Raw genomic sequence first — 22904 nt, forward strand, 5'->3', positions numbered from 1 at the left:
AAGATTTAATTTGTAGGAGAAATAATGATTTTTATTGATGCATGTAAAAGAAAAGAGACACCATATACTCCAATTTGGCTTATGAGGCAAGCTGGACGATATCTAAGCGAATATAAAGAAGTGCGTGCAAAAGTCGGTGATTTTTTAGATTTGTGTAGAAATGTAGAATTTGCAAGCAAAGTAACGCTTCAGCCTATTGATATTTTGGATTGCGATGCAGCAATTTTATTTAGTGATATTTTAGTTGTTCCACTTGAAATGGGCTTAGGGCTTGATTTTGTAAAAAATGAAGGTCCAAAATTTAGACAATGTATAAGAAATGAAAATGATATGAAAATATTACAAAATGAGGCATATAAAAAGCTTTCATATGTATATGATACGATTTCTTTAACTAGGTCAAAATTATCTAAAGATAAGGCACTTATTGGATTTTGTGGTGCACCTTGGACGCTTGCTACATATATGATTGAAGGTCAAGGTAGCAAAACTTATACACATTCTAAAAAAATGCTATATTCAAATCCAAATCTATTACATAAAATCTTACAATCCCTAAGTGATGAATTAAAATTATATTTAGAATCTCAAATCAAAGCTGGTGTAAATGCTGTGATGATATTTGATTCATGGGCTGGAGCATTAGAGAGGGATGCATATTTTGCTTTTGGTTTTAAATATATAAATGATATTGCAAAATATATAAAATCAAAATATCCACAGATTCCAATTATTGTATTTCCAAAGGGTGTTGGTGGATTTTTAGGTGCATTTAAAAATATAGAAACTAATTTTGATGTATTTGGTATTGATTGGGGTATTGATTTAGAATATGCTAAAAATATTTTAGGACAAAATTTTGTATTACAAGGGAATCTAGAGCCTTGTAGAATCTATGATTTTGATGCGATGGAGTGTGGGGTAGATAATATAATAAAAATTATGGGCAAACAAAGCGGACATATTTTTAATCTTGGGCATGGAATGCTTCCTGATTTACCAAGAGAAAATGCTATAAAATTAATTCAAATGGTAAGAGAAAAATCAAAACGATAAATGGAATGTATTTTGCTTTGCTAAATTAAAGTCCAAAAATAGGATTAATATGCAAATAAATACAGCAATCTATGATAAACCTGTGCAAAATATCAATTCAAATTCTGATGATATAAAGCTAAGAGAACAAACAGATTCATTTGAAGCATTGATATTAAAAATAGTGCTTGATACATCACTAAATATGGAAAATCATCTATATCCAAAAGAAGCAGGAAATGAAATATATCAATCAATGTATAAAGATAGCATTTCACAAAGTTTAAGCGGCTCTTTTGGGTATAGTGATTTATTGTTTAATTATTTAAAAGAATTGCAAGAAAATCAAAAAGACTAAAATATTATGGATAGCTTTGAAGATATTTTTAAATCTATTTCATCAAATATACATACAAAAGACCAAAAAGAACATATACTAAGTATTTTAGATGAATTTATCAATCAAACTTACAAAGCAGAAAAAGAATTTAATGATCTAAAAGAAGTCTTTAGCTTAGTATTAGAATCTATTCCAAATCCAATATGGGTGATAAATGAAGATAACAGCTATTTTTACTATAACTCATATGCAAAAAAAATTGATGATATATTAAAAAAATATCCACAAGAATTAAATGAATGTGAGATTCTATTTGAAAAAGAATATTATCTCATGCAAAGAAGCAAAAAACACAACAAAACACTAATCACAGCTACAAATATAACAAATGAAAAAAGAAAAGAGCGACTTGCTTCAATGGGGCAAATATCAGCTCATCTTGCGCATGAGATTAGAAATCCAATAGGTGCTATTGCTTTGATGCTCTCAAGTTTATCTAAAAATATAGATTCTAAACATAGTATATATATTTTAGAGATGAAAAAAGCACTATGGAGGGTAGAGCGGCTTATAAATACTACATTATTATTTTGTAAAGGTGTAAAAGCTATAAGTCAAAAATATGATAGCTCTCTTATAAAATCTAATATTGAAGATTCTGTAGTTTATTTTGAATATAGCAAAAATATCGATTTTATCTATGATATAAGAGTAGATAGTATTTGGTGTGATTTGGAACTATTAGAATTATTATTGCAGAATCTAATATCAAATGCGATTGAAGCGATAGAAGAATGCGATGAAATAGAAAATGGCATCATAAAAATAGAATTTTTCATAAAAGATAATAAACAGATTCTAAAAGTATATGACAATGGAGTATTAGCAAGCGATATTGATAATCTCTTTGAGGCATTTAAAACTACAAAGATTAAAGGAAATGGCTTAGGTTTGGCATTTTGTAAGCAAATTGCGGAAGCCCACAATGGAATTATTACCTATAATGATAAAGGTAAAAAGTATTTTTTAGTTTCACTAGGTTTATAGTTTTGCTTATTTTTAGATTTTTTAAAGTAGAATCTTAGCCTTAAAATTAGAAGATTTATAGAGGAAATTAATGGATGATTTGATAAGTAATACTGATATTATTGATGTTAGTATTGAGGATTCTATAACTGAGAGTTATCTTGATTATTCAATGAGTGTTATTGTAGGGCGAGCATTACCAGATGCAAAAGATGGATTAAAACCCGTTCATCGTAGAATCTTATATGCAATGCACGAACTTGGAGTTACTTCAAATACCGCATACAAAAAATCCGCAAGAATTGTTGGTGATGTAATAGGTAAATATCACCCGCATGGTGATATAGCTGTTTATGATGCATTAGTTAGAATGGCTCAAGATTTTTCTATGAGATTAGAATTAGTCGATGGTCAAGGAAACTTTGGTAGCATTGATGGTGATAGTGCTGCTGCTATGAGATATACAGAAGCTAGAATGACTAAAGCTAGTGAAGAAATAATGAGGGATATAGAAAAAGATACGGTTGATTTTGTCCCAAATTATGATGATACTCTCAAAGAACCAGATGTTATGCCAACTAGAATCCCAAACTTGCTTATCAATGGCTCAAGTGGTATTGCTGTTGGTATGGCTACAAATATTCCACCTCATAGGATTGATGAAGTAATTGATGCTTTGATTTATCTAATAGATAATAATAAAGCAGAACTTAGCAAAATAATGGATTTTATAAAAGGTCCAGATTTTCCAACAGGTGGAATTATATTTGGCAAAAGTGGCATTATTGAAGCTTATAGTAATGGAAAAGGAAAGATTAGGATTCGTGCAAAAACACATGTCGAAAAAACAAAGCAAAGAGATGTGATTGTCATTGATGAAGTGCCATATCAAGTAAATAAAGCAAAATTAGTAGAGCAAATAAGCCAACTTGCAAAAGGCAAGATAGTTGATGGAATCTATGAAGTAAGAGATGAGAGCGATAGAGATGGTATTAGGGTCGTAATAGAGTTAAAAAAAGATGCTATGAGCGAGATTGTATTAAATCATCTTTTCAAAACAACTACGATGGAAGTTACTTTTGGAATAATCCTGCTTGCTATAAACAATAAAGAGCCAAAAATATTTACATTGCTTGAATTGTTGCATTTATTTTTAAATCATAGAAGAACAATTGTAATTAGACGAAGTTTGTTTGAGCTTGAAAAGGCAAGAGCAAGAGCACATATTTTAGAGGGTTTAAAAATCGCACTTGATAATATTGATGAAGTAATTAGTTTAATTAGAAATTCAAAAGATACACAAGTTGCAAAAGATGAATTAATAGAGCGATTTTCTTTAAGTGAGATTCAAGCAAAAGCGATCTTAGAGATGAGATTGCAAAGACTAACAGGTTTAGAGAGAGATAAAATCGATGAAGAATATAAACAATTATTAGAAGAAATAGAAAGGCTTAGTGCTATATTAAAAAGCCAAGATAAATTAAATGAAATAATAAAAGAAGAATTAATTGCTATAAAAGATAAATTTAGCAGCCAAAGAAGAACACAAATAGAAGATGATTATGACTCTATTGACGCAGAAGATCTAATCCCAAATGAGAGTGTAGTAGTAACAATGAGTCATAGAGGTTATGTAAAAAGAGTGCAACTAAAAACATATGAAAAACAAAATAGAGGTGGAAAAGGAAAGATTAGCGGAAATACTCATGATGATGATTTCATAGAATCTTTCTTTGTTGCTGATACACACGATACGATAATGTTTATTACAAATAATGGACAGCTATATTGGCTAAAAGTTTATAAGATTCCAGAGGCAAGCAGAACAGCTATAGGAAAAGCAGTAGTAAATCTAATCAATAAAGAGCAAAATGAAAAAATTATGGCAACCATCACTACTAAAGATTTTAATGATGATAAATCTTTGGTATTTTTTACAAAAAAAGGTATTGTAAAAAGAACAAAACTAAGTGAATACAAAAATATTAGACAAAATGGTATTCGTGCAATCAACCTTGATGATGGTGATGAGTTAATAAGTGTGCATATTGCTACACCAAGCACACAAAGTGTATTGATTGCTACATATAATGGAATTGCAATAAGATTCCCTCTTAGTGATTTAAGAGAGATAGGAAGAGTAAGTAGAGGTGTTACAGGTATCAAATTTAAAATCAAAAATGATTTTGTAGTCGGTGCTGTGATGATTGAAGATGATGAAGATAAGTTATTTAGCTTAAGTGAGCTTGGTGTAGGCAAGCAAACTCTAGCTAAAGAATATAGACTTCAAAGTCGTGGCGGAAAAGGTATCATTGCTATGAAGCTTACATCAAAAACAGGAAATATGGTAAATGTATTGAATTTTAATAATGCAGGACTTGATTTGATGGTTTTAACTGGAAGTGGAAAAATGATAAGAGTAGATACTGATAAGATTCGTGATACAAGTAGAAATACAAGTGGTGTGAAGTTTATTACTCTAAATGATAAAGATAAAGTTGTGCATTTATCGCAATGTCCAAAAGAAGAAAAGGATTTGCAAGATTTAGCAGATGAGAATAATATTTAAGCTATTGTTATTAGTAGCAATAGCACAAAGTAATGATGAGTTTATCGTATCATATAAAGCAATTATAAAAAATCAAATATTATTTGGAGAAGAATACAATGTAGTAAAATCACTTACAATAAGTGATAAATATACCATTGTTGGTAGATGTGATTTTATCCCAGATGAAATAGAAGCAGAATCTAATTTAATAGAGATTCTAAGAAATAATAAGGAAATGGTGCTTGATTGCTTGCATAAAAATATTAGTGCAAAAATAAGTGATAATGTAAAATTTATCGATAATGCAATAAATTTTAAAACAAAATTTGAGTTTAAACCTCATAGAATCTTAGCTTTTTTTGATGGAAACAAAGTAGATATAAAATTTATAGAGAAATTAAAATGAATGTAGTAATTGTTGATGATGATATAAATATACGGAAATCGCTTGAATTATCACTTGGTAATTATGATGAATTTAATATTAAATCTTATAAAAATGCCAAAGACGCATTAAAAAGTATAAATGAAGATAATTGCGACATAATCATTACTGATATTAATATGCCAAATATAAACGGTATTGAATTTTTAAAAAAATTAGATGGTAAATTTGAGGCGATAATCATTACAGGATATGCATCACTTGGAGTTGCACTAGAGGCAATTAGACTTGGAGTAAAAGATTTTTTTATCAAAACCGAACTTGATATTGATTTATTGGTGCAGGCAATAAAACGCACACAAAAAGAACAAAAAATAAAATCAAAAATCAAACCAACTAAAATAAAAAATGAAATTAATCTTTGTGGCAAGAATCTAGATTCTATAAAAAATATAGCACTAAAGAGTGCTAAAAGTGATATAAATGTATTGCTATTAGGTGAGAGTGGGGTAGGCAAGGAAGTATTTGCAAAATTTATTCATAATAATTCAAATAGAAGTAGCGAGCCTTTTGTAGCTATAAATATGGCTGCTTTACCAGAGAATCTATTAGAATCTGAATTGTTTGGATATGAAAAAGGTGCATTTACTGATGCTTCAACTTCTAAAATGGGACTATTTGAGATTGCAAATAAAGGTAGTTTTTTTTAGATGAAATAGGCGATATGCCGCTACCATTGCAGGCAAAATTGCTTCGGGCAATTCAAGAAAAAGAGATAACAAGACTTGGTGGCACAAAAAGCATTAAAATCGATGTTAGATTTATATCTGCTACAAATACAAATATTTATGAAAAAATCCAAAATCATAGTTTTAGAGAAGATCTATTTTATAGATTACAAACAATTATACTTGAGATTCCACCACTAAGAGAAAGGCAAGATGAGATTATAAGCATTGCAAATTCTCATTTAAATGAGGTTGCAAAAACTTATCAATGTGGTAATAAAAAACTATCCCCCGAAGCAATTTCTTCTTTGTTATCTTATAGATGGCCTGGAAATATTAGAGAATTATTAAGTATTATTGAAAGAGCTACGATATTAAGCGATGGTGAATATATCACAAAAGATGATTTATTTTTAGAATCTAGAAATAAAAAAGTATCAAAATTTGATGATTTAGAGAGGCAATATTTAAAAGAAGCATATATTGCAAATAATAATAATATAGAGCAAACAGCAGAAATGCTTGGTATGAATATAAATATTTTGAAATATAAAATTTCAAAATTAAATATTTTATAGTATTATCTAACTAAAAAATATACGGATATAAATAATGGACACAAAAGCAATAAAGCCAAAAGATTTAAAAAATAAAATTGATGAATTTTTAGTAATTGATGTTAGAGGTGAAGGCTATTATTTGATAGATCATGTAAAAAATGCTATAAATGTAGAATCTGTAAAGCGAATTAGCTATATAGCAAAAGAACATAGTGATAAGAAAATATTATTATATTGTCATCATGGTATAACAGCAAAATACATGAGTGATGAGCTAAAAACAATGGGATTTGATAATATCTATTATATAGATGGTTCATTTTCAGAATTAGTAAAACAAGGCATAGAAATAGTATATTATAGTAAAGAGTAAAAAATGGCTAAAATTATTTACTTATTATCATTTATAATTTCTTTAAATGCATATGATTTGAGCTTAAAAGAATCTTTTGATAATGTTTTACGTAATAATGATGGTTTAAAAGCAAGTGAATTAAATATAGACAAAGCAAGAAAATTAAAAACAGCTACAAATATGCTATATCTACCAAATATAGATATTATAGGCAATTATACATATATTAGTGATCCTATGAAATTCGATCTATCCATCCCTTTAAATATTGCAAATATTGGCAATATAAATCATTCCCTTCGTATTAGCACTAATAATCTTGCATATGGTGTTATAAGTATAATGTATCCATTATTTACAGGTGGCAAAAGAATTGCTGCATCAAATATATCTGATTTAAATATAGATGATTCAAATTTTTTATTTCAATTAAAGAAAATTAATCTATTTGAGACATTGGTAAAAAATTATTATGGTTTGATACTAAATATAGAGATTCTAAAAACTTTAATTGATGTAGAAAATGGACATAAGATACATCTTGATAATGCAATAGAATTAGAAAAAAATGGACAAATTGCAAAGCTTGAGCGGCTAAATGCGCAAGTTGCATATGACAAAGCAAGAAATAAGACGCTTGAAGCAAAAGATTCTCTTCAAATTGCACTTTTATCATTTAAGACAATATTGCAAAATGAAAATATCACAAACAATGTGGAAGTAGGCGATGATGGTATTACAAATCTAAATTTGACCTCATCTTTGCAAATTAGCCAAAAAGAATTAAATGATATTTCTTATTATAAAAAAAGAGTGCTAGATTCTTATCCTATGCTAAAATCAATAGAAATAAAAAAACTACAAGCAAAAGAATTAAGTAATATTGAATTTGCAAGTTTTTTGCCTACAATTGCACTATATGGTGGATATGTTTTAAAAGATAATAATATTTTATTAAATAAGATGATTTCAAATTGGAATGTTGGTGTTATGGCAAAATTCTCAATTTTAAGTAATACAGGCAGAATCTTTAGATATCAGGCAAGTAAAATCGCACAAAATGAGGCAAATTATCTACATTCCCAAGCAAAGCAAGATATATTGCTATTGACAGAAAAAACTTATAAAGAAGTTTTATTTGCAAAAGAAAGCTATCAAAACCTAGCCTCAAGCCTAGAGCTTGCAAAAGAGAATCTAAAATTGCAAGAAGAAGCATTTAAAAATGGTATGAATGATAGCACAAAAGTTAGCGATGCAAGAAATGCGATCTCTGGTGTTACAATCGAGCTAAAAAATGCAGAATATAGATATATTACCGCACTTGCAAAACTCTTAGCTTTAAGTAATGACATTGATTCATTTTATACATTTTATTAAGGCAAATTTCTTATGATAGAGGTTTATGATGATAAATAGGAAAGCTCTTGATTTATTTAAAGTTATAAGTATTGGTATTATTATCGCAATCATTGCAATTTGGCTTGTTTTTAGCTTTTATTTGGCACATAAGCCAAAATCATCTTTTTTGCAAGGACAAATAGAAGCTACTCAATATAGTATTTCATCAAAAGTGGCAGGAAGAGTTGGTGAAATATTTGTTAAAAAAGGTGATTTTATAAAAGAAGGTGAGTTAGCTTATAGTATTTTTAGTCCTGAATTAGATGCAAAAATAAAACAAGCACAAGCTGGATATAAAGCAGCACAAGCATTAAGCGAGGAGACAAATAAGGGTGTTAGGGTAGAGAATGTAGAATCTGCAAAAGATTTATATGAAGCAGCAAAGGCTATGGCAGAACTTGCAGAAAAAACATATCTTAGAATCCAAAATCTCTATGATAGTGGTGTTGTAAGCTTACAAAAAAGAGATGAAGCAGAGACTAATTATAAAAGTGCTAAGTCTAATGAAGATGTGGCTTATCAGCAATATAAAATAGCACTTGATGGAGCTACAAAAGAGACAAAAGAGGCATTAAGACAAAAAGAATTAGCCGCACTTGGCACACTTGATGAGGTAGAATCTTATGCAAAAGATACGCAAGCATTTTCTCCAATTAGTGGTGAAGTAAGCAATGTATTATTACATACAAATGAATTAGCCCCAAGTGGCTTTCCTGTCGTTCTGGTAGTAGATATTAATAATGCATATTTGAGATTTAGTGTAAGAGAGGATAAATTAGAAAGATTTAAGATTGGAAGTGAGTTTGAAGGATTTATCCCAGCTTTGAATAAAAATGTAAAGTTTAAAGTTAGATATATTTCATTGCTTGGAGAATTTGCTGTATGGAAAGCGGCAAATAAAGATAAAAGCTATGATATGAAATCATATGAAGTCGAAGCTTCTTTTGTAGAAAAGATTGATGGTTTTAGAGTTGGTATGAGTGTATTAATACCGCAAGATTGATATTTCTTAAGGTTAAATGCATTGCTAAAGATATTAAATTTAGAAATAAAGAAAATATTGCAAGATAGATTCTTGTTATTTATGTATTTTATTATGCCTTTATTTGTAGGTTTTTTTGTATATAGCACGATTTCTAAAGCTTTGATTGAAGATATGCCAATTGGTATTATTGATTTGGATAATTCATCGGCATCTAGAAGTTTGATATTTGATGTAGATTCTTCAAGCACTATTAAAATAACAAAACAATATAGTAGCATAAAAGAGGCAAAAGATGATATAAGCACAAAAGAAATATATGCCTTGCTTGTGATACCAAAAGATTTTGAAAGCGATATTAAAAAGTATATTACTCCTAGTGTTGCTATCTATTATAATACGCAATTAGTTTTTATTGCAAAAAATATACAAGCTGCTTTGGCTTTGGTATTTAAAAATAAAGATATTACATTAAATTTTGCAAGAAATATTGTAGATTCTAAAAACACCACTTTGGCACTTGGAAAAAGCATAGAATTCATACCAAAAATCATCTCTTTATATAATCCAAGTAGTAATTTTTCACAATTTTTATTAACAGCAATTCTGCCTTGCTCGTGGCAGCTTTTTATTATTCTTTGTATGATTTCATTAATTGCATATGATAGAAAAGATATTGGTTTTATAAAAGGTAAAGTCTATAAAATAAATGCTATATATAGTCATTTAGGTGTAAAATTTTTAATAAATACTATTATATTTTTTATTTGGTGGCTTATTATGAGCTATACATTCCTTTCACTAGATTATCAAAACGGAAGTTTTTGGATTCTATTAATTAATGCAATAATAACAATACTTGCATACAATAGTATAGGATTATTTATTTATTCTTTGATTGGAACGCATGTTAGGGCAATTAGTATCGCTGCTTTTTATGCTGCACCAAGCCTCGCATTTTTAGGTATTACTTATCCTTTAAATAGTATGGATTTATTTCCAACTTTTTGGGGCTCAATACTTCCTATAATGAGATATATGCAAGTCTATATACAACAAGCAAATTATTCCATAGAGCCACTTTGTAGCTTAAGATTAATAATGCAGAATCTTCCATTTTTGTTATTTGGAATCTTAGGTGCAATGGTATATAAAAAGAAGAATCTATCATGATAAAGCTATTTGATACTATAAAATCAGAATTAAAGGTGATTCTAACGAGCTTTTCAATACTTACTATAATAATTGGTGGAAATATTATATATGCATTTTTTTATCCAAGTCCGTATCTAAATGATATTGTAGTAAAACAAAAAATTGCAGTAGTAGATGATGATAGGACAAATTTAAGTAGAGATTTTATATTTGCTGCAAATGCTTCACCAAAAATAAATATCACATATAATACCACGATGCAAGATGCAATGAATTTGATAACAAAACAAGAAATACATGGAATCTTATACATCCCAAGCGGATTTGAAAAAGATTCTATTACTCTATCGGTGCCAAGTGTGTATTATATCGCGGATAATTCATATTTTTTCATTCATAGCACTATTATAGAAGGATTAAATAATGCTTCTAGTAAGCTTGAATTAGATATCAAACTCATGCAATCCTTATATGACAATCACATTAATATAGAAGGTAAAAAAATAATAGATTGGCAATTTATACCATTATTTAATGAGAGTGTTGGATATTTAAATTATGTAATTGCAGCGATACTAATTTTTATACTTCATCAAACATTAATTATGTCATGTGGAATCTTATGTGGAATCCAAAATCAACAATTTTCTCAAGGTAAAAGAGATTATTTTTGTAAAGTAAGTCCATTTTTTTTAATCAATGCTAGAGTGATTGTATTTTGTATCATCTATGCACCTTTATTTTTGTTTTATTTCGGATTTATCTATGATTTATATAATATTACAACTCTTGCAGACTATTTGCAATTAATTTTATTTGGTTTGACTTTTATATCTACAACAAGTGCATTTGGTATATTTCTTGGTAGTATTTTTAATAGAATGGAATATGTTCCACAAATTGCACTTGTGATGAGTATGCCATTATTATTTGCACTTGGTTTTGTGTGGCCTGTAGAGATGATACCACAATGGATTAAGTTTTTTATGTGGTTTGTGCCTATTACACCTAGTATTGATGGATTTTTGAAGCTAAATCAAATGGGTGCAGATTTTCATCTTTTGCAATTTGATTTTTATCATTTAATATTTTTAGGTGTTTTGTATATGTTTTTAGCTTATTTTATTATTCATTTTAGATTCCATAGGAATTGAGATTATGATAGATTCTAAGACACTAAAAGATGCTTTTTTAAAAGATGTAGAAATTATTATTGGATATATTTCTATGGGAATGATTTTTGGCATATTATTAAAAGCAAGTGGTTTTGGTGGATTGTGGGCTTTGTTTATTAGTGTATTTGTGTATTCAGGTGTTATGCAATTTTTAGCAATTAGCTTTTTTGGTGGCTCTTTTGGGTTATTAAATATTTTTATTACAACTTTGATGTTAAATTCTAGACAGAGTATTTATACGCTAATAATGCTTCCAAAATATAAAAAGATGGGATTTAAAGGAATTTTAAATACATTTTGGCTTACAGATGAGACATTTGCAATAATACAAACAAAATCACCAAACAAAGATTCTAATCCAGATTTATTTGTATTTTTTATATCATTGTTTAATTATCTTGCATGGATTTTTGGTTGTGTTTTTGGGACATTTATAAATGATATATTTAAATTTAACAAAGATGGATTGGAATTTATAATGCCTGCAATATTTATAGTGATATTTTTAGAGCAATACAAAAGTGCAAAAGAGCATATTACAACCATTATAGGTATATTTGTAAGTATATTTTTCTTACTTACAATTGGTGAAAAATATTTTTTAATTGTATCAATTATTACTTGTATATTGATTTTTACAATTTTTAGAAAGAAATTAGAATCTAAAATGAAAGAATAAAATGGATATTTTGTTTATTATTTTAGTGATTGCAGTAGCAAATTTTATCACTAGATTATTGCCATATTTTATTGTGCCAAAGGAGATTCCATCATTTATCAATTATATCTCAAATATATTGCCAAATGTAATTATTGCTATGCTTGTGGTGTATTGTCTAAAAGATACAAAATTTTTAGCTCCATTTTATGGATTAAAAGAGATTATAAGCATATTTGTAGTTGTTACACTTCATTTAAGCCTAAGAATATCAATAGTTAGTATTTTAGGCGGAGTTATGTGCTATATGATTTTGGTGCAAAAATTTGGAATGTAAAATAGCAATTTTTGGTGGCTCATTTGACCCACCACATAAAGGGCATAAAGCCATAGTAGATGAATTATTAAAGCTAGATTTTTTAGATTTAATCATAATTTTGCCAGCATTTTTAAATCCATTTAAAAATAAGCCTCTTTTTTTGCCACAAAAAAGACTAGAATTGCTAAATGAAATAATAAAAAAAGATAAAAGGATTCTAATATCCAATTTTGAAATAAAGCAAAAAATCACTCATAGCATAGATTCTATCAAGTATTTCAAGGATTTTTATAAACCAGATTCTATATATTTTGTAATTGGAGCAGATATTTTGCAAGATTTGTATAAATGGCATAAAATAGATGAAATCCTAAATGAGGTAAATCTAATAATAGCAAGGCGAAATGATATAGATATAGAATCTAGTGAGTTTTACAAAAAAGATAAAACCATCATTCTTGATACAAACTATAATATCTCATCTACAATATTAAGAGAGCAATATTTTGCTAATTTTAAAGATTATTAGAATAGAATATAAGCTTTTAGATTCTACATTTAAGAGGCATCATTGAAAGAGAGATTAGATTTTATTATTGATTTATTAGATAGTAAAAAAGCTGAAAATATTACACTTATTGATTTAAAAGATAGTGGATATATCACACAATATGTCATCATTGCTACGAGTATGGCAGATAAACATAGCTTTGCATTGCTAGATTATCTAAAAAGCGAGCTAAAGCCAAAGGGTGAAGTGTTTTATTGCACTGATGAGGAGAGTGGTGATTGGATTATTGCTGATTTAGGTGATATTATGGTGCATATTTTTACAGAAAATCATAGAAAGAAATTTAATTTGGAAGAATTTTTATCAAACTACAAAAAGAATATGACTACAAAAAATTAGCTAGAATGATTATTGATACTAGCTATTAGATTGAATAATATATTATCCTAAAAGATATTTTTACTTAATTTAGTTTTTAAGGAATGCGATGATGGTATTTGGACCAATTTTTTCAAGAAGATTTGGAATCTCACTTGGAGTTGATCTTTCACCACAAAAAAAGCAATGTAATTTTGACTGCCTATATTGTGAGCTAAAACCACCAAAAAGAGGAATGCCAAAAACAATTGCAAATTTTGATAAGGTTTTGCCACTAGAAAATCTACTAGAGAATGTAAAAGAAGCACTAAAAGTTCATAAAAATATTGATGTGCTTACGATTACTGCAAATGGTGAGCCTACCTTATATCCGCATCTAAAAGAATTTATCATACAGATAAAGCCATATATTCCAAAAAATGTAAAAAGCCTAATCCTTAGCAATGGAAGTCTTTTTGGGGATAAAAAATTGCAAGATACGCTAAAAGAATTTGATATTGTAAAGTTTAGTTTAGATTCTATTTCTTCAAGTTTTAAAAAAATCGATAGACCGCATAAAAGCCTTACAATAGAAGATATAAAAGATGGAATAAAAAGTTATGCAAAGATTAGAAAAAATACTCTTATTTGTGAGATTTTAGTAGTAGAAAATATCAATGATAATGATAATGATATGATATTACTTGCTGATTTTTTAAGAGAAATTAAAGTTGATAGAATCGATTTAGGCACGATTGATAGACCGCCAGCTTATAATATCAAGGCTGTCAGTTTTGAGAGATTATTAGAATTAAGTAAAAATTTTGAAAGCAAAGATTCTAAAGATTTGTTTGTAAGCTTACCACAAAGAAAAAATACCAATATAGATATTTTGATAAATTTAAGTGAAAGTGATATACTAAATACATTGCAAAAGCGACCTATTGCGGTAAATGAAATAGAGAATCTATTTAATAAAAATAGTGTAGATAGATTCCAAAAACTATTTAAAGATGGAGTTATTAAGATAAAAAATATGGGCTTAATTGATTTTTATACACTTTAAAAATATAATTTGCACTCTCATTTAAATAACAGAGGAAAAAGATGGGTTTATTTGATAGATTCTTTCATAAACAAGAAAAAGAGGAAGTTGTTGAAGAAATAAAAAAATATGATGGTAATTTTTTTAATATAGCAAGAACAGGTAGCCTTAAAGATGTAAGAGAAGCACTAAGAGATGGTGCAGGTATTAATGATAAAAATGATCAGTGGTGCACTCCTTTGATGTTTGCAGCAGAGGAAAATACAGACCCAGAAGTAATAAAAGAGCTAATAAAAGCTGGTGCAATTTTGGGAATGAAAACAAAAGGCGGAGCCACTCCACTAATGGGTGCAGCACAAAAAAATAGCAATCCAGAAGTATTACAAGCCTTGATTGATGCGGGTGCAGATGTAAATATTGTAAATGATATAGGATTTACACCTTTAATATATGCAGCCATATTTAATCCAAACCCAGAATTTATAATAAGATTAGTAAAAGCTGGTGCTCGTGTAAATTATTCTAACAACATAGGCTATACAGCTTTTATATACGCTGCATTAAATAGTAAAAATATAATCATATTAAAAACATTGCTTGAACTTGGTGCAAATCCAAATCATAGAGATATGAACAATTTAAGAGCAATTGATCATTTAAGAAAAGAGACTGACTATCAAAATAATGAAATATATAAATTTTTATTAAGCTTAGAATCTGATTCTAAATAGTAATAAATATTGACTTTAATATATATTTCTATTATAATCCCATCTCTAAAATTTTATTCCGGATTAGCTCAGCGGTAGAGTAGGTGGCTGTTAACCACTTGGTCGTAGGTTCGAATCCTACATCCGGAGCCATCTCTTATTGTTATTAAATTACAGACTTTATGACCAAATTTGCTAACAGCATTCCCTCCATTTGAAAAACCTAGTTTTAAAGAGCTAGGTTTTTTTATATTAAACTTCATACTTTAAGTTATAATGACACATTTTTTACAAAGGATTTAATTTTTATGAAAGATTTTATAGTAGCTATCGTAGGTGCAAGTGGTGCTGTCGGAGAAGAAATAATTACTCTATTAGAAAATGTAGATTTTGGTATTAAGGAATTAATTCCTCTTGCAAGTTCAAGAAGTGTAGGGAAAAGTATAACTTTTAGAGGAAAAAAAATACCTATTTTAGAAACTACTCATGATATATTTGCAAAGCTAAATATTGATATTGCATTTTTTTCTGCTGGTGGAAGCATAAGTAGTGAGTTTGCGCCAAGTGCTACAAAAGCTGGAACATTAGTCATTGATAATACTAGCTTTTTTAGAATGCAAGATAATGTACCTCTTATTGTCCCAGAAGTAAATCCAGATGATATTAGATTATGGAAAAATACAGGAATAATAGCAAATCCAAATTGCTCTACTATACAAATGGTGCAAGTCTTAGATCCATTGCATAAAAAGTTTGATATACAAAGAGTTGATGTTAGCACTTATCAAGCAGTTAGTGGTGCAGGAAAAAAAGGCATGGAATCTCTACTTACTCAAACAGCAAAAGAAATCAACAATAGCAATGATAAAGTGCTAGATTCTTTTACTCATAAAATCGCATTTAATCTAATACCTCATATTGATGTATTTTTAGATAATGGATACACAAAAGAAGAAGTAAAAATGATAAAAGAAACTAGTAAGATAATGCATTCAAATTTTGCACTTAGTGCTACATGTGTGCGAGTGCCAATCTTGCGTAGTCATAGTGAATCAATTAGTATTAGATTTAATTCAAAAGTAAGTGCAAAAGAAGTAAGAGAAGTCTTAGAATCTGCAGAAAATGTAATAGTCATAGATGATATAGCTAACAATAAATATCCAATGCCAATTATTGCTACTAATACAGATAATACCTATGTAGGAAGGATTAGAGAAGACTATTTTGATAAAAATACTATCCATCTTTTTTGTGTTGCAGATCAAATTAGAGTAGGAGCAGCAACAAATGCTATTAGAATCGCACAAAAATGGGTAAAAATAAGAGAATCTTAATCTCTTATTAACTTTTTATTTACTTTACCTTAAAATTCACTCAATATTCAATAATAATAAGCAATTTGTTGTCAATATTATATTATAATACCAAGTTTAATTTATAGATTTTCTAAAATTATATGGATTTAAATTTGATTAAAGTAAATAAAAAGTTAATAACAATAATTTCATTTTATTTAGTTTCTCATCACCAAGCACAAGCTTCTGGATTTAAAATAAATGAACAAAGCTTAAAGTCGGTAGCATTAAGTTCTGCTTATGTCGCTTCTGCTTATGGTGCTGATTCTAGTTATTTCAATCCTGCAAATATGGGTTTTACATATGGAGTAAAAAAAACATATAGAGCAAGGACTTGCAATTCAAGGTATGGTTGTGTTGTCTCATCTGATAACAAAACACAAGATGATCATGAATTAGAAATAGCATTAACTGGAATCTACATCCCCGGATTTAATTTTAGCACTGATACAACAACAAAAAAAATAGGTGAGGGTAGTATAAATTGGGGTCTTACATCCCAGACATATATGCATGTTCCACTAAATGATAGCATTATGAATCTAGCTACTGCACTTGGTGTGAATCTAAATTCACTAAAAGATCCTATAATATTAGAGCATGGTGGAGTTGGAAATACAAATCAACATGGGACTATAGGCTATGTAGAAGAGGGCACTAAGGTTTCAGGTTCTGCTGATAGCACTATATTTCCTGTTCCAAAGATATTTTATAAAAGTAAAAGTTTTTTAAATGCTGGTGGTGGTGGATTTAATGTGGGTATATCTTTTACTGCTCCAAGCGGTCTTGCTATGAATTGGAATGGAGAGGCTGGAGCATTTCTAAAAGATGTTATGATTGCCATGGTGGAGCTCTCACCTGCAATTAGCTATCAATTTAGAGAAATAATTGGTATAGGTATAAGCCCTAGAATCTTATATGGTATGGGCAATTTTAATAATATAGTCTATGTGCCTTTAAATGGAAATGTGCTTACAAATCTAAAAGATTATAATGAGATTCCAGAAGAAATGATTCCAGCAGCTATGAAAGATTTAATATATGCTGTAAATACCACAACAGGTGTTGCAGGATTTGCAGGATTATTTGTTGGTGGTGGTGCGCATTATAATAATACATTGCGTTATCAAATGCCAACATTATTTAACCCAGAGGCATGGTTTGGTATGCCTGATGTATCTGCACTTGGTGATCCTAGAAATGTAACAGAATATAATAAAAAAGTTGCAGAAATAAATAAAAAAATCAAAGATAATTGGAATTGGTATAAAAATGAATGGTCAAATGGACATCTTGAATGGAGATATAATGATAAGACTTGTGCTTCTCAAACAACAATATGCTTACCAACTCTATTTAATCCTGTATCCAATCAAACCTATACTACAACGCTTCCAAATGGACAAAGCACAACAGGTTATAAATTTGTAAATGGTATAAATTATTGCATACAAAATGGCTATTCAACAAGTTGGTTTTTTGGTTGTCAAAATCTTGGTAGCACTATGGATGAAGCAAGAAAATTAGGTGCTTATATAAATTGCTATACAGGGACTTTTTATGATTTAAATGGTAATTTACAAACATCAAATCCAGGACCTTGTGCACATCCAAATCCAACTGAAACAGATGCAGATGGTGCTCCAAGAGGATATTTGCCTCTTATGGATGCTAAAGCTTTAGCAGAAGCATTTGGTATGGGAAATATGGATATATCTACTGCACTTCGTGGTTCAACTAGAGTTGAACAAAAAAGCAATGGTGCAGATTTGGCATTTGGATATAGAGTTGGAATCACAATTAGACCTTTAAGCTTTGAGAATTATTCATTAACAATAAGTGGAGTTTATGACTCTCCTGTAGTATTTGATTTGAAGGGAAAATTAGATGCTACAACATATATAGGCGGAAGTCTTGGTAATATAAATATGAAAGCAGATTTAAATTTAAAGACACAATTGCCAGCACAGCTAAAAATTGGTTTAGCACAGAGATTTTATAACTTTACATTAGAATTAGTATATGAAAAGATATATTGGGCTGATGGTAAAAAATTTGATTTTGCATTTTCAAATCCTACATTTACCGCACTTGATCCAAATAGTATTATTGGAACTTTTACAAAAGAGCAGCTTGAAAGTATGATGAGTTTAGCAAATTATGATGCGGTAGCTATGGGAAATGGTTGGAAAAATACAAGTGCTTATAGAGTTGGTGTGAGTTATATGTTTTCTGGTGGTTCTGTGTTGATGGGAAGTTTAGCATATGATGAAAGCCCAGTGCCTCAAGATCAAATAGGCATACCAGATAGCACAGCATATGTTATTGGTGCTGGAATTAATATACCATTAACAAGTAGATTTTCTCTTGGTGGGTCAGCTAGCATATATCTAAAAGATGGCTCAAAGAGTATTTATCAATCAGAAAATGGTATGGGTAAATTGATACTTGTAAATGCTTCTATGGGGTATTCTTGGTAGTTGATAGATATTTATTTGCTAGAATTTTAATTCTTTTGTAAATATCATCAAAATTTACACCATAAGATCTTGTATTGCCTATTGTTGTTATAAAATTTGTATCACCATTCCATCTTGGTAATAAATGCAAATGTAAATGTTTTGGGATTCCAGCTCCTGCGGCTGATTTGATATTCATACCCATATTAATTCCACTTGCACCATATTCATATAAAATATTCATAGAATCTTGAGCGATACTACACATATTTAGCCATATATCTTTTGGTAGTTTTTCTGGAGAATCTATATGCATATTTGGGATAATTAGTATATGACCTGGAGTGTATGGATATTTATTCATCACGATAAATAAATCATTATTTCTAAAAACAACTTTATTTATCTCATCATTTAAAGGTGAATTTACAATGTCACAAAATACACATTCACTGCATTCACTTGTAAAATATGCTTCTCGCCAAGGTCCATACAAAATATCCATAAAATACTCCATAGTAAAATATAAAATGATTCTAACTTAGAATCTATAAAGATTCTGCTTTTATTTTGTATATATTATTTTGATGTTTCACTTTGTTATGGCAAGTATTTAAAAAAGTATTACAATCTAAATATAGCTTGGAGCATCATTTGCAAATAGTATCAAATCTCCATCACTACAAAACTTACTAAGTATATTATTTAAATCCATTTTATCTTTTATGATAATTTTTTGTGCATTAGATATATTTTGAGCTAGAATCTTACTATTTAATTCACCAGTAATAATTGCTATATCAAGCACTTTATCAATCAATATCGCAAGTTTTTCATTGTTTTTGATATTATTTTCTACGATTCCTGGAGTTACAATAATCTTTTTACCACCTTTATGTAATGAAGCTAATCTTATTGCTTCTTTCATACCATTTAAGTTACCATTAAAGCTATCATCTAGGATAATTTTGCCATTTATTTCTATTTTTTCAAGCCTATGTTCTATTTGTTTTAACTCTTTTACTAATTGAGTAATTTTATTTGGAGATACACCAAACTTATAAGCAATCATTATTGCAACGCATAGATTTGAGATATTAAATTCACCTAGAATCTTTGTCTCAAAGCTATAAGTTTTATCATCTAGTTTTATATCAAATTTACTGCCTGATAAATCACTATGTATATTTGAAATGTTTTGTGGGAATGGTATTATAGGAACACTAATATCACTTGGTATTTCATTATCTTTAAACAAAAATACTTCTTTTAATCTTGTGCTTTTAAATAGCTCGTATTTTGTATTTTTTATATTTTCAAGAGATTTGAAATATTGCAAGTGCATTTCACCAATTTCACCTATTACTGCATAATGATGATTGATTAGATTTGATATTTTTTCTATATCGCCTTTTACTCTAGCTCCTGCTTCAACAATATATATTTGGCAATCATTTGGGAGATTATTGTTTATATCGCTTATTATTCCATTTATTGTATTTACACTTCTTGGGGTAGCATAAGTTTTAAATTGTTTTGATAATAAAGAATAAATAAAATTTTTGATACTTGTTTTTCCATAGCTTGCAGTGATTGCTATGATGGTTAGATTCTCCATAGAATGTAGTTTTTCTATCGCCATTTTTTTATATTGTTTGATTATTATCATCTCACTTATATATGATATTAGAAGCGATATAATTAGCGATATAAATAAAATATATTTTGTTATGTTAAGAATAATTATTGCAACAAAACTAATTACAATGAATATAAAATAAGTAATAAAGAATCTACAGATTCTACTCGTCCAAACTAGTTTTTTATCAAGCTTTTTATACCAGATGATAAGAAGTGCTATATGAATAATATTATAATAGATAAAATAATCGCCTAGTAAGCAAAATAAAATCACAGGCAAAATAAAATATATTAAATGCCAATAAAATTTATTGTGTTTGAAAATAACACGCAATATATTGTAGTTATACCATTGGAGATTCTGTAATAAATAATATCCAATGGATAACATAAAAATGATGTTTGAAATTTGTAAGATTACATTATTCATTTACAATCCTATCTATTGTTTTGGCGTGTTTTAAAAAAAAGAAATGATCACCTTCTAAAATATATAATTTAGAATCTTTAATTATACTATGAATCTTTTGTGCCATATAAAGGGGAGTTGTATCATCATTTTTGCCCCAAAATATAAATGCTTTATTGTCAAATTCACTAAATTTTATACTAAAATCTTCATTGACTGCAATTTTTAGGCATTCATACATATTTTGAGGTAGATTTTTGGCATCTTTTGTGCGAAATATCGTGCTTTTAATTCCAAAAAAATTCAATAACTTTGCTGATTTTATTTTTAGCCTTACTTTTATACTTTTTTCTTTTATAATCCCAGCACTGCTAAGTAATATTAGAATCTTTGGATTTAGAAGTGTTACAATTTTTCCTCCAAAGCTATGACCAATAGCTACATCTGCTTTTATATGTAGTAAATCTAGTAAAGCTTTTATAACATCACAATAATCATTAGAATCTAAAATATAATCATTTGAGCTATTACCAAAGCCAGGCAAATCAATATATATATGATTGTAAGAATTAAAAAAATCACCAAAAGTATTTTGCAATAATTCTTTATTACTTCCCCAACCATGCAAAAAGATCGCCCAAAGTGGTGAATTATTATTTTTTATCATATAAGAAATATCAAATTTTCTCTCACCTAGCACAATATTTTTTAATGCCATTATTTACCTTTTGAAGCTTGAATCTTTGATATATATTTATAATTTATTTTTATTGTTTCTCTATTTGGCAGATTGATTGAGAGTAAATTTATTTTTTCATTAAAATTATCAAAAAGATATGATGCAAGAGAGCCTGGAATTGGATTTATTTCATTTAGATATACTTCATCATCAATGATAAAAAAATCACAGCGGATAAGCGAACCTTCAAAGCAATTTTTATAAATATTAATAAAAGAATCTTTTAGCTTTTTTTCTAAATTATCATTTAAATCTGCAACTTTTGGCTTACTTGTAGCATTAAAATCTAAATATTTTTTATCAAAATCTAAAAATTCGCCTTTATTTACTTCTTCAATTATAGAAAAATGCATCTCTCCATTTGCATAGAATCCTGCTAGATTGTATTCTTTGATATTTGAAATAAATGGCTCTACTACAATAACATCATCAAATTCAAAAGCAGTATCTAGTGAATAATCTAATTCTTTTTTATCTTTTATTACCGAAATTCCAATAGAGCTTCCAAGTCTTGCAGGTTTGATAATAGCAGGGAGATTAATATTTATTTTATCACCTTTATTAAATACTTCATAAGGCAATACTTTTATATTTCTTGATTTTGCAAAATCTTTTGTCAAAGCTTTATTAAAGCTAATTACACTTGCCTCGATTCTAGGTCCAATAAAATTCATTCCATAAAATCCAAGTAATGATGCGATTTCTCCATCTTCACCACTTTTTCCATGCACTAGATTTATGATAGTTCCGCTAATGATTTTGTTTCCAAATAGGCTTTTTTGCACAAATCCATTATATGTGAGATACAGCTCTTTATCTTTTTTGTATGCAAGGTTTACAAAGTGCGTTGATTTCATGCTTTCACTAGGCACAAGATAAAATTTATTATCAGAATCTAAAAAAATAAAATGCTCTATATTATCTATTTTCTTTTTTATTGTTATGGCACTAACGATGCTTATTTCATGTTCAAAAGAATTTCCACCAAAAAGGACAATAAAACCCATATTC

The 22904-nt window shown here is 28.5% G+C and carries 22 protein-coding genes, 1 tRNA gene and 1 pseudogene; 20 read left to right on the forward strand and 4 right to left on the reverse strand.

Annotated elements, in window-relative coordinates; translation table 11 throughout:
- The first annotated feature begins 24 nt into the window (after positions 1–24).
- The 20 genes and pseudogenes from hemE (at position 25) to CQA42_RS00355 (ending at position 19125) form a co-directional block, all read left to right on the forward strand.
- A complete protein-coding gene (gene hemE, locus CQA42_RS00260; RefSeq protein WP_115582712.1) occupies positions 25–1056 on the forward strand; it encodes a uroporphyrinogen decarboxylase in 1032 nt (343 codons plus the stop codon).
- Positions 1057–1105: 49 nt separating this feature from the next.
- Positions 1106–1393 (forward strand): Rod binding protein, encoded by a 288-nt coding sequence (locus tag CQA42_RS00265; RefSeq protein ID WP_115582713.1) that lies wholly within the window; start codon positions 1106–1108, stop codon positions 1391–1393.
- A 6-nt stretch (positions 1394–1399) separates the two neighbouring features.
- The gene (locus tag CQA42_RS00270) at positions 1400–2422 is read left to right on the forward strand and encodes a PAS domain-containing sensor histidine kinase (RefSeq protein WP_115582714.1); all 1023 of its coding nucleotides are present in this window, start codon (positions 1400–1402) and stop codon (positions 2420–2422) included.
- A 70-nt stretch (positions 2423–2492) separates the two neighbouring features.
- Complete coding sequence (gyrA, locus tag CQA42_RS00275; RefSeq protein ID WP_115582715.1) at positions 2493–4970, forward strand: DNA topoisomerase (ATP-hydrolyzing) subunit A; 2478 nt, start codon at positions 2493–2495, stop codon at positions 4968–4970.
- Positions 4954–5358, forward strand: a complete 405-nt coding sequence (locus CQA42_RS00280; protein ID WP_115582716.1) for a hypothetical protein — start codon at positions 4954–4956, stop codon at positions 5356–5358. Before gyrA ends, CQA42_RS00280 begins: the two co-directional genes overlap by 17 nt.
- A pseudogene (locus CQA42_RS00285) lies at positions 5355–6643 on the forward strand (sigma-54-dependent transcriptional regulator). Before CQA42_RS00280 ends, CQA42_RS00285 begins: the two are co-directional and overlap by 4 nt.
- Before the next feature lie 34 nt (positions 6644–6677).
- Positions 6678–6998 (forward strand): rhodanese-like domain-containing protein, encoded by a 321-nt coding sequence (locus CQA42_RS00290; RefSeq protein WP_115582717.1) that lies wholly within the window; start codon positions 6678–6680, stop codon positions 6996–6998.
- Between the two features lie 3 nt (positions 6999–7001).
- The gene (locus tag CQA42_RS00295) at positions 7002–8357 is read left to right on the forward strand and encodes a TolC family protein (protein ID WP_115582718.1); all 1356 of its coding nucleotides are present in this window, start codon (positions 7002–7004) and stop codon (positions 8355–8357) included.
- A gap of 31 nt (positions 8358–8388) precedes the next feature.
- On the forward strand, positions 8389–9381 hold the full coding sequence (locus CQA42_RS00300; RefSeq protein WP_408941426.1) for an HlyD family secretion protein: 993 nt from the start codon (positions 8389–8391) through the stop codon (positions 9379–9381).
- A 21-nt stretch (positions 9382–9402) separates the two neighbouring features.
- Entirely contained in the window at positions 9403–10533 is a 1131-nt protein-coding gene (locus CQA42_RS00305) for an ABC transporter permease (RefSeq protein ID WP_115582719.1), read from the forward strand.
- Complete coding sequence (locus CQA42_RS00310) at positions 10530–11669, forward strand: ABC transporter permease (protein WP_115582720.1); 1140 nt, start codon at positions 10530–10532, stop codon at positions 11667–11669. Before CQA42_RS00305 ends, CQA42_RS00310 begins: the two co-directional genes overlap by 4 nt.
- Positions 11670–11673: 4 nt before the next feature.
- The gene (locus tag CQA42_RS00315; protein WP_115582721.1) at positions 11674–12369 is read left to right on the forward strand and encodes an AzlC family ABC transporter permease; all 696 of its coding nucleotides are present in this window, start codon (positions 11674–11676) and stop codon (positions 12367–12369) included.
- 1 nt (position 12370) lies between these two features.
- The gene (locus tag CQA42_RS00320; RefSeq protein ID WP_115582722.1) at positions 12371–12685 is read left to right on the forward strand and encodes a branched-chain amino acid transporter permease; all 315 of its coding nucleotides are present in this window, start codon (positions 12371–12373) and stop codon (positions 12683–12685) included.
- On the forward strand, positions 12675–13196 hold the full coding sequence (nadD, locus tag CQA42_RS00325; RefSeq protein WP_115582723.1) for a nicotinate (nicotinamide) nucleotide adenylyltransferase: 522 nt from the start codon (positions 12675–12677) through the stop codon (positions 13194–13196). Before CQA42_RS00320 ends, nadD begins: the two co-directional genes overlap by 11 nt.
- A gap of 42 nt (positions 13197–13238) precedes the next feature.
- Complete coding sequence (gene rsfS, locus CQA42_RS00330) at positions 13239–13577, forward strand: ribosome silencing factor (protein ID WP_115582724.1); 339 nt, start codon at positions 13239–13241, stop codon at positions 13575–13577.
- 88 nt (positions 13578–13665) lie between these two features.
- Positions 13666–14601: a radical SAM protein gene (locus tag CQA42_RS00335; protein WP_115582725.1), complete on the forward strand. Its 936-nt coding sequence runs from the start codon at positions 13666–13668 to the stop codon at positions 14599–14601.
- A 41-nt stretch (positions 14602–14642) separates the two neighbouring features.
- Entirely contained in the window at positions 14643–15311 is a 669-nt protein-coding gene (locus CQA42_RS00340) for an ankyrin repeat domain-containing protein (protein WP_115582726.1), read from the forward strand.
- Positions 15312–15368: 57 nt separating this feature from the next.
- A tRNA-Asn gene (locus CQA42_RS00345) sits at positions 15369–15443 on the forward strand.
- Between the two features lie 155 nt (positions 15444–15598).
- Positions 15599–16624 (forward strand): aspartate-semialdehyde dehydrogenase, encoded by a 1026-nt coding sequence (asd, locus tag CQA42_RS00350; protein WP_115582727.1) that lies wholly within the window; start codon positions 15599–15601, stop codon positions 16622–16624.
- A 134-nt stretch (positions 16625–16758) separates the two neighbouring features.
- Complete coding sequence (locus CQA42_RS00355; protein ID WP_258865510.1) at positions 16759–19125, forward strand: outer membrane protein transport protein; 2367 nt, start codon at positions 16759–16761, stop codon at positions 19123–19125.
- Here CQA42_RS00355 and CQA42_RS00360 read toward each other — a convergent pair.
- The 4 genes from CQA42_RS00360 to CQA42_RS00375 form a co-directional block, all read right to left on the reverse strand.
- Entirely contained in the window at positions 19106–19609 is a 504-nt protein-coding gene (locus tag CQA42_RS00360; RefSeq protein WP_115582729.1) for an HIT domain-containing protein, read from the reverse strand. The genes CQA42_RS00355 and CQA42_RS00360 overlap by 20 nt on opposite strands.
- A gap of 126 nt (positions 19610–19735) precedes the next feature.
- On the reverse strand, positions 19736–21175 hold the full coding sequence (locus CQA42_RS00365; RefSeq protein ID WP_115582730.1) for a UDP-N-acetylmuramoyl-tripeptide--D-alanyl-D-alanine ligase: 1440 nt from the start codon (positions 21173–21175) through the stop codon (positions 19736–19738).
- On the reverse strand, positions 21168–21872 hold the full coding sequence (locus tag CQA42_RS00370) for an alpha/beta fold hydrolase (protein WP_115582731.1): 705 nt from the start codon (positions 21870–21872) through the stop codon (positions 21168–21170). The genes CQA42_RS00365 and CQA42_RS00370 overlap by 8 nt, the downstream gene beginning before the upstream one ends.
- Positions 21872–22900 (reverse strand): D-alanine--D-alanine ligase, encoded by a 1029-nt coding sequence (locus CQA42_RS00375; RefSeq protein WP_115582732.1) that lies wholly within the window; start codon positions 22898–22900, stop codon positions 21872–21874. The genes CQA42_RS00370 and CQA42_RS00375 overlap by 1 nt, the downstream gene beginning before the upstream one ends.
- Positions 22901–22904: the final 4 nt, after the last annotated feature.

This window comes from Helicobacter sp. MIT 99-5507 (assembly GCF_003364295.1).
In the GTDB taxonomy this organism is placed as follows: Bacteria; Campylobacterota; Campylobacteria; order Campylobacterales; family Helicobacteraceae; genus NHYM01.

Bases quoted from the DNA above. Each gene is read 5' to 3' on its own strand.
- hemE (WP_115582712.1), top strand. From the start codon at position 25: ATGATTTTTATTGATGCATGTAAAAGAAAAGAGACACCATATACTCCA.
- CQA42_RS00265 (WP_115582713.1), top strand. From the start codon at position 1,106: ATGCAAATAAATACAGCAATCTATGATAAACCTGTGCAAAATATCAAT.
- CQA42_RS00270 (WP_115582714.1), top strand. From the start codon at position 1,400: ATGGATAGCTTTGAAGATATTTTTAAATCTATTTCATCAAATATACAT.
- gyrA (WP_115582715.1), top strand. From the start codon at position 2,493: ATGGATGATTTGATAAGTAATACTGATATTATTGATGTTAGTATTGAG.
- CQA42_RS00280 (WP_115582716.1), top strand. From the start codon at position 4,954: ATGAGAATAATATTTAAGCTATTGTTATTAGTAGCAATAGCACAAAGT.
- CQA42_RS00290 (WP_115582717.1), top strand. From the start codon at position 6,678: ATGGACACAAAAGCAATAAAGCCAAAAGATTTAAAAAATAAAATTGAT.
- CQA42_RS00295 (WP_115582718.1), top strand. From the start codon at position 7,002: ATGGCTAAAATTATTTACTTATTATCATTTATAATTTCTTTAAATGCA.
- CQA42_RS00310 (WP_115582720.1), top strand. From the start codon at position 10,530: ATGATAAAGCTATTTGATACTATAAAATCAGAATTAAAGGTGATTCTA.
- CQA42_RS00315 (WP_115582721.1), top strand. From the start codon at position 11,674: ATGATAGATTCTAAGACACTAAAAGATGCTTTTTTAAAAGATGTAGAA.
- CQA42_RS00320 (WP_115582722.1), top strand. From the start codon at position 12,371: ATGGATATTTTGTTTATTATTTTAGTGATTGCAGTAGCAAATTTTATC.
- CQA42_RS00335 (WP_115582725.1), top strand. From the start codon at position 13,666: ATGATGGTATTTGGACCAATTTTTTCAAGAAGATTTGGAATCTCACTT.
- CQA42_RS00340 (WP_115582726.1), top strand. From the start codon at position 14,643: ATGGGTTTATTTGATAGATTCTTTCATAAACAAGAAAAAGAGGAAGTT.
- asd (WP_115582727.1), top strand. From the start codon at position 15,599: ATGAAAGATTTTATAGTAGCTATCGTAGGTGCAAGTGGTGCTGTCGGA.
- CQA42_RS00360 (WP_115582729.1), bottom strand. From the start codon at position 19,609: ATGGATATTTTGTATGGACCTTGGCGAGAAGCATATTTTACAAGTGAA.
- CQA42_RS00365 (WP_115582730.1), bottom strand. From the start codon at position 21,175: ATGAATAATGTAATCTTACAAATTTCAAACATCATTTTTATGTTATCC.
- CQA42_RS00370 (WP_115582731.1), bottom strand. From the start codon at position 21,872: ATGGCATTAAAAAATATTGTGCTAGGTGAGAGAAAATTTGATATTTCT.
- CQA42_RS00375 (WP_115582732.1), bottom strand. From the start codon at position 22,900: ATGGGTTTTATTGTCCTTTTTGGTGGAAATTCTTTTGAACATGAAATA.